Genomic DNA, 8501 nt, shown 5'->3' on the forward strand with positions numbered 1-8501 from the left:
GCTAAAACTAAATATCCAACCTTATCTATCGGTGTTATTTTAAAAAGTATTATCTATTTTGAAGATGCTGAAAAGGAGTCTTATGAAGATATAGATAAAAAATGGTCAGAGATAAAGGAGTTTTTCGTAGGGGAGGAGAGACTTTGTTTGAAAGAAAACAAAATAAATTAAATAAAGGAGGAGGAAAAAGATGAGCGTTTTTATCACGAATGAAGGGTTAAAGATTTTTGAAGAAAGACTAAAGGTATTGATAAAAAATAGTAAGGAATTAAAGTTTCTTGTTGGTTTTTTCTATTTTTCAGGGATAAATGAGTTGTATGAGACACTGAAAGAGATGTATAAAAACAATGAATTAGAACCAGAGCATATAAAAATACTTGTAGGTTTGTATGTAGATACAGATAATTATAGGATTTATGAGGTAGCTAGAAAGAAACCATATTTACAAGAATACAGCAAGGAAATAATAATACAAAACTTTTTTGATTCTGTAAAAAAAGCTTTTAATTCAAATGAAATGGATAACAAAGATTTTTATGAACAGGTGGATTTTTTTATAAAGTTATTAGAAGAAGAAAAGTTAGTGATGAGAAAAACAAGAGAGCCGAATCATGCTAAGTTATATCTTTTTAAGCTGAAAGATAATGAAATTTTACCTAATCTTTTCATTACAGGAAGTAGCAACCTTACAAAGGCTGGTTTGACATCTCAAAATGAGTTCAATGTAGAAATTAAAGACTTTGGTTTTAAAGAGGCTGAGGAGTATTTTGACGAGCACTGGAATAAGGCTGTAGAATTATCTAAGAATGATATTTCAAAATTGGTAAACATCCTTAGAAATGAAACTTTATTAAGAAAAGTCAATCCTTTTACGGCTTATGTTTATCTCCTAAAAACTTATTTAAATATACATCAAGGAAAGGATTTAAAAGAGGATCTTAAGGAATTAATGGAAAAGGCTGGTTATAAGCCCTATTCTTATCAACTGACCGCTGTTTCTCAGGCAGTATCAAACTGTGAAGCGCATAATGGAACTATTCTTGCCGATGTTGTTGGATTAGGAAAAACTGTTATAGCTTGTCTAACCGCTAAAGTGCTTGGAAAAAGAGGGATAGTAATTTGTCCACCACATTTAATAGGGGATGAGGCCAAATTATCAGGATGGAAGAAGTATCTTGAAGATTTTAAGCTTTACGATTGGGAAGTCTTTTCAGTAGGTAAACTTGAGGAAGCATTAAATTTTGTTAAAAAGAAAGAAGATATTGAGATTGTGATCGTTGATGAAGCTCACAGATTTAGGAATGAAAGAACGCAAAGCTACTATTATCTTAGCGAAATTTGTAGGGGTAGAAAGGTAATCTTACTTACAGCAACACCCTTCAATAACCGTCCGGCTGATTTGTTTGCCCTCTTAAAGCTTTTTACCATACCTAAAAAATCATCAATCGTGCTCGATGAGGACCTTGAAAGTAGATTTTGGGAGTATGAGCATATTTTTAAAAAACTTTCTTACATTAAGAATTACCATAATTCTTATGATATTAAGAAAAGAAATCAAGTAGAGAAATATTATAAGGAGATATTTAGAAGTAAAAAGGTAGACTTAGGGAAGGTAAATGAAAAGGCTAAGGAGATTGCGAATGAGATAAGGTCGATTCTTGAGCCAGTAGTTATAAGACGAAATCGTCTTGACCTTAGATATTTTAAAGAGAAAATAGACCTTCCTGAAGTAAAAGACCCGATAGAGTGGTTCTATGAATTAACACCAGAGCAGTTAGAATTTTATGATGAAGTTATCCAAACTTTTGCTCCCTTTGACGGAACCTCAAGAACCTTTTCTGGTGCTATCTATTTTCCAATAAAGTATGAGAAGGGAATAAAGGATATTGAAGACATTATTCTTGAACAAGAAATTTCTAAAATCACCCCTGAAGAAAGTTTTCTTTATCTAAGCCAAAGAAACCTTTATGATTTCATGAGACGGCTTCTTGTAAAAAGGTTTGAAAGTAGTTTTGGTGCTTTTTATGAAAGTTTGCAAAGGTTTAAAAGAACACATGAAAAGGCTTTAAAGTTTATTGAAAGGACTGGCAAGTTCATTTTGGATAGAAAGCTTTTGGAAAAAATAGCCGAGGCAGACGATGAAACCATTGAAGCAGAACTTGCCGAGTATGAAAAAAGTTTAGAAGAAGAGAAGATTAACAAAAAATATCATAAAATCTATGAAGTAAATAACTTTAAACAGGCAAAAGAATTTATAAATCATATTGAAAATGATATTAGGCTTTTTGAACATTTGATGAAAAGATTGGAAGAAGTTGGATTAAGAGAATACGACCCAAAGGTTGAGCGTTTAACATCTGGATTAAAGGAATATTTAGTTCAGAACAGAAAGGTGGTCATTTTTACAGAATATATTGATACAGCTAAACATCTGGCAGAATATTTAAGGAGGGAGTTTGAGGATAGTTTACTTGTAGCTATTGGGAACCTTAGTAAACGCACTTTAGAAGACCTTTACAAAAACTTTGATGCTCAATATAAGGAGCAGGATGATAGGTATAAAATCTTGCTTACAACTGATAAACTTTCGGAAGGAATAAATTTAAACCGGGCTGGTGTTGTAATAAATTATGATATACCATGGAACCCTGTTAGAGTAATTCAGAGAGTTGGGCGTATAAACCGCATAGGGAAAAAAGTCTATGATGAGATTTACATCGTTAACTTTTTCCCGACGGAAAAGGGGGCAGACATTGTGAAATCCCGAGAGATAGCTCAAACTAAAATGTTCATGATCCATAATATACTCGGAGAAGACGCAAAGATCTTTGCACCTGATGAGGAACCACAACCAGCAGAGCTCTACCGTAGGCTTACGACCTACAAAGAAGATGAGGAAGAGAGCTTTTATTCTAAGATAAAAGAAGAATACGAAAATATAACTAAGAAATATCCAGAAATAGAGGACGAAATATCTACCTTGCCAAAGCGTATCAAGGTCGCTAAAAGAGGAGAAACTAACGAGCTTTTGGTTTTCATAAAAAAAGGAAAAGACCTATTTGTCAGCTATAAGGATTATAGGAAGGCTATTCCAGAGGCAGTCTCCTTTGAAAAGGTAATAGAGAAAGTTCGGTGCGAAAAGGATGAACCGGCATTACCTCTATCAAGCGATTTCTGGGACCACTATGACCAAATTTTAAACGAAAGGATAGCTTATCAAAAATCAAGGCAATTAAAGCCTAATGAACTTTCAAATAAGGCTTTTAATTTGTTAAATACTTTACTAAAGTTAGAAGCTGAACAAATTAAACCTTTAATTCCGTTTATTCATAGTTTGATAGAAGATATCAGAGAATATGGAACATTGTCAGACTATGTATGGGCAGAAATAGTATCGCTTGAGACATTTCTAAAAAAAGGTGAGCTAGATAAAATAGCCGATGCCCTTAAGAAACTAAAAGAAGAAATAGGAGAAGATTTTTTAGAAAAGATAAAAGAACGTTTAAAAAGCTTAGACAAAGAAATAATCATAGCTATAGAAAATCAAGCAACATTATAATTGGTAGTTGGGGGGATATACTATGCCTATACACAGCACCGACAAAGATATAAGACTTGCTGAAGAACTTGCTAAAAATTTTTCTTATGAAGCTTTAGAAGATTTTCTATTCAACAAAAATTTTACGATTAAACCAGAAAAGAAATTTTATTTAGGAGATAAAACTATTGATGATTACGGAATTAAAAAGCTTCAGTTGTTGGCAACGAAGGAGATAGAGCAACAACCCCTTCATGTTTATACTTTAGAGCTCACAACTAATCTTACAGAGCGGTCAAGTAAAAAAAGGCAATTTGATATAGCAAAAAAGCTTCTTGATAAAGTAAATATTGGTCTTTTTATTTTTCATGATGATTCTGGGAATTTTCGTTTTTCTTTAGTGTATAAGGAACCAATTGGCACGAAAGCAAGGTATAGCTATTATAAACGGTATACTTTCTATGTTAGTCCCAAGCTTCCTAACAAGACCTTTATTCTGCAAGTAGGGAGGTGCGATTTTGAAACTTTTGAGAGCATAAAATCCGCCTTTAGTGTTGAACCTGTAACCAAACAATTTTATGATGAATTGCAAGCTTGGTATTACTATGCTATGGATAAAGTTTGGTTCCCTGAGGATTATAAATATTCAGATGACCCAGAAAAAGATAGAGAAATACGCACTGCCATCAACCTTATTAGGCTTATCACAAGATTAATCTTTATTTGGTTTTTAAAAGAAAAAGAACTTATCCCTGAGGTTCTTTTTGATAAAGAACAGCTTAAAAGCATTGTGAAAGACTTTGGCAAAGGGTATAATTACTACAATGCCATTCTTCAAAATCTTTTCTTTGCTACGCTAAACCGTCCGATAAACGAAAGAGGTTGGGCTTTTGATAAAGGTTTTCCTGCAAACAAATCTAATTTTGGTGTAAAAAGTTTATACCGATATGAGGATAAATTCCTTATACCTCCTGATGAAGTAATGAAGATATTTTCTGAAATTCCTTTTATAAACGGCGGACTTTTTGACTGTTTAGATAAAGATTCAGTTTATATAGATGGTTTTTCAAGAAATCCGAAAAAGCAAGCTAAAATACCTGATTATTTGTTCTTTCAGGAAGAAGAACAAACAGTTGATTTATCTAATTATGGGCTTGGTAGAAAAAAATTTAGAGGTCTGATTGAGATCTTAAAAAGCTACAACTTTACGACCGATGAGGCTACACCCATTGACCAAGAGATAGCTCTTGACCCAGAGCTATTGGGTAAGGTGTTTGAAAACTTACTTGCATCTTATAATCCGGAAACGGCAACAACGGCAAGAAAGGCAACGGGTAGCTATTATACTCCGCGTGAAATCGTAGACTACATGGTAGATGAAAGTTTGAAAGCTTATCTTAAAACAGTCCTTCCAGATATACCTGAGGAAAGTATAGAACTTCTTTTGTCCTATAGTGATGAAGTGCCAAATTTAACAGAGGATCATAGATTGAAGATTGCTAAAGCCATAGACAACTTGAAGATAATTGACCCTGCTTGTGGTTCAGGTGCTTTTCTAATGGGTGCCTTGCATAAGCTTGTTCATATCCTTCAGAAGATAGACCCAGATAATAGGATTTGGTATGAAATCCAATTAGAAAAAGCATCTAAAGAGGCAGATGAAATATTTAAGATAGAAAAGGATAAAGAAAAAAGAGAGGAGCTTTTGCGAGAATTAAACGAAAACTTTGATACTAATATAAACGAGCCTGATTATGCAAGAAAGCTATACTTGATTGAAAATTGTATATATGGAGTAGACATTCAGCCTATAGCCATTCAGATTAGCAAACTAAGATTCTTTATTTCTTTAATATTGGACCAGAAAGTAGATAAAAGTAAACCAAACTTTGGAATTTTACCTTTACCAAATCTTGAAACTAAGTTTATTGCTGCAAATACTTTGATTGGATTAGAAAAGCCAAGCAATCCCTTGCATTTGATTTATCAACATACTGCTACATTAGAGATGGATTTAAAATTGTTAAGACACAGGTATTTTAGGATAAAAACCCGTAGGGAAAAAGAGGAACTACAGAAGAAAGATCATGAATTAAGAAAACAGATTGCTAATATTTTGAAAAAACATGGATGGTCTGATGAGGTAGCTGAAAAGATTGCAAGCTTTGACCCCTTTGACCAAAACGCCTCTGCAGATTGGTTTGACCCTGAATGGATGTTCGGAGTGAGAGGTGGGTTTGATATTGTGATTGGAAACCCGCCGTATGTATCTACAAAGGGCGTTGATAAGGAGTTTAAAAAAGTTTTAGAAAGAGTTTACGGCTTTTCTGATGACCTGTATAATCATTTTTACTTTAAAGGTATTGAAATTTTAAGAGAAAATGGAATTTTGGCGTTTATCTCATCCAAAACTTTTTGGACCATTCAGACAAAGAAAAATTTAAGAAAGCTGATTTTAGACAATAAACTTTTACAGTTGGTAGATACGGCAAATCCTTTCGAAAGTGCTATGGTGGATACTTGTATTACTATTGTTCAAAAAACAAGGGCTAAGGATTATGAAATACTTTTTATAGATGCAAGAAATGGATTGGATAAGAAGGAGGTTTATAAAGTTAAAGATGAAGCTTATAAAAATGTTGCAAATAATGTGTTTTTTATGCCAACGGAGTTCAACTTAAAGATTTATGAAAAGATTGGAAAGAAGGTTAAGGAGCTTTTAGATAAGTGGTGGCCATTTATATCCGACAGTAAAAAGATTTATAAATATAAGGAATATCTTGATGACTACAGGAATTCTTTAAAACCAGGCGATATAACTTTGCTTGGGTTGATTACAGAGGGTGGGCAAGGGCTTGCAACTGGTAATAACGGCAAATATGTTGGTGTATTAGAGGGTACCAAATGGGCTGAAAAAGTTAGAAAGGAAAGACCTGAGAAACTTTGGAATTTTATAAAAACTCAAAATCCAAAGGAGCTTAGCAATCTAAAATCTAAAAAAGATGTAGAGGATTATCTTAATAGTTTATCTGAAAAAGAGATTAGAAAGTTGTTTGATGGTTTAAAGGAAAAATACGGAAGGGATATTTTTGGACAAGGTTGGCTTTATAGGATTGTTAGTAAGGATGAGATAGCCGATGTGGATAGTTTGAGTGATGATGAGAAGTTAAACGGAATAGATAGAGATAAAACTTATGTTCCATATGATAAAGGAGATAAAGACGGCAATCGTTGGTGGGCACCAACACCCTATTATATTGACTGGAACAGAGAAAATGTGAGAGTATTACAAACAGATCCAAAGGCGAGATGGCAAGGCTATCAATTCTACTTTCGGGAAGGGTTTTGCTGGAATAATGTTTCCACACCTATTAATGAGGAAAGTATGTTTATTAAATGTAGAATTAAAGAAATTAGTGTAAATGACGTTGCTTCAATGTCTCTGTATACAAAACATCTATTAGTTAGTAATAACAAGTACTTAGTATCAATTTTAAATTCTAGGTTTTTATTCAATTTTTTAAAGGAATTTATTAATACATCTGTTAACTTACAAATTAATGATATACGCCAACTTCCGATAATAATTCCAACTCCTGAGCAATTAAAAGAATTTGAACTTATCTTTGACAGAGCTAAGAGAGTTCAGGAAGAAAAATTTTCTGGGAAAATAACTGAAAAGGAAGCCGAGGAAAGATTGGAAAAAATCCAAAAAGAACTTGACGAAAAAGTATTAAAATTGTATGGCTTGGAGTGATAAAACAACCCCTCGCAGACCAAATAGTCCAAAAAGTCCAAGAAATCCTCACGCTTACCCAATCCCCCGATTTTGAGACCAGCCAAGAAAAACAGCAAAAAGTCAAAGAGCTTGAAAAAGAAATAGACCAATTAGTTTATAAACTATATGGGCTTACAGAAGAAGAGATAAGGCTTATTGAAAGCGGGTAAAAACTGTTAGGAGACCCCTCGGCTTACGCCTCGGGGCGACATCCTCCAACCTGTCTTGCCGAGCGTTAGCGAGGCATCCCTCACTTCGTTCGGGATGACGCCTTGGGATGTCCTCCCGAGGCGCATAAGCGCCGAGGGACCCCTCGGCTGACGCTCGGGGCGACAGCCCTTTTCTGTCTTTTCGAGCCTAGCCTCATTTTGTCGTTTCGAGCGTAGCGAGAAATCTCCTCTTTGGCAATTGGAAGACCCCTCGCCTTGCGGCTCGGGGCGACAAAAAAAGACGTCTCGGAGTGTCAGCCCATCCATGTCTTCGGTCCCAGAAAAAATCACTTTTGAAATTTTTCGAAAATTTTTTATAATAAAAAATAATTTGTAGGGGCAACCGGCTACTCGTCTTGGAAAAAACCTTGGGCAAGCGTTTTAATGAAGATTAAGTCTGTTGAACATGCTAAGGAAAGAATGAAAGAAGTTTTATTATTAGGAGCTGAAATTTCGGCAAAGAAATTTTTTTATGGAAAATGGAGGTGAATAATGAGAATTTCCTATGATCCTAAATATGACATTCTTTATATCAAACTTGGGAAAGCTAAAAAAGTATCTTGTATAGAAGTAGACGAGGATATAACCTTTGATGTTGATCAGTCTGGTGAATTGGTAGGAATAGAGATTCTATCAGCATCTGAACGTTTAGACCTTAAATCTTTACTTCCTGTTGAAATTACTAAAGAAACTTTAAAAAAGAGAAAAGTAAAAGCTTCTTAGACTATATGGCGAAAGATTTGCTTTCTCAACCCTCAGAGGTTGACCCAAAATCTCTACTTCAAAAGTTTGCTTGGGATAGGGTAGTTAGCGAAGAGGAGCTTCTCATCCGAGCCCTACTTTATGCCAATCCCATTGACCTATTAAAAGCCTTTTCCAAGGAGAAATTAAAAGAGGTCTTTTTAAACAACCTTCATCGCTTTGATAAGAAAAATTTAAACTTCTGGAAGATAATTTTGGAGATAGACGAAGATGA

The 8501-nt window shown here is 34.2% G+C and carries 4 protein-coding genes and 1 pseudogene; all 5 read left to right on the forward strand.

Going from position 1 to position 8501, the window contains the following annotated elements; translation table 11 throughout:
* Nucleotides 1-190 precede the first annotated feature (190 nt).
* The gene (locus H529_RS0109170) at nucleotides 191-3559 is read left to right on the forward strand and encodes a helicase-related protein (protein ID WP_022856196.1); all 3369 of its coding nucleotides are present in this window, start codon (nucleotides 191-193) and stop codon (nucleotides 3557-3559) included.
* Between the two features lie 22 nt (nucleotides 3560-3581).
* Nucleotides 3582-7295, forward strand: coding sequence for an Eco57I restriction-modification methylase domain-containing protein (locus H529_RS11365; RefSeq protein WP_051132427.1), 3714 nt, complete (start codon nucleotides 3582-3584; stop codon nucleotides 7293-7295).
* Nucleotides 7296-7300: 5 nt separating this feature from the next.
* Nucleotides 7301-7486: pseudogene (locus H529_RS10840) on the forward strand (hypothetical protein); the annotation flags it as partial.
* A 531-nt stretch (nucleotides 7487-8017) separates the two neighbouring features.
* Nucleotides 8018-8248 carry a DUF2283 domain-containing protein gene (locus H529_RS0109190; RefSeq protein WP_022856198.1) on the forward strand — a complete coding sequence of 77 codons (231 nt, stop codon included), beginning with the start codon at nucleotides 8018-8020 and terminating at the stop codon, nucleotides 8246-8248.
* A gap of 5 nt (nucleotides 8249-8253) precedes the next feature.
* On the forward strand, nucleotides 8254-8501 hold a 248-nt coding region (locus H529_RS10845), incomplete at its 3' end, for a hypothetical protein (RefSeq protein ID WP_022856199.1).

The organism is Thermodesulfobacterium thermophilum DSM 1276 (genome assembly GCF_000421605.1).
Taxonomy (GTDB): Bacteria; Desulfobacterota; Thermodesulfobacteria; order Thermodesulfobacteriales; family Thermodesulfobacteriaceae; genus Thermodesulfobacterium; species Thermodesulfobacterium thermophilum.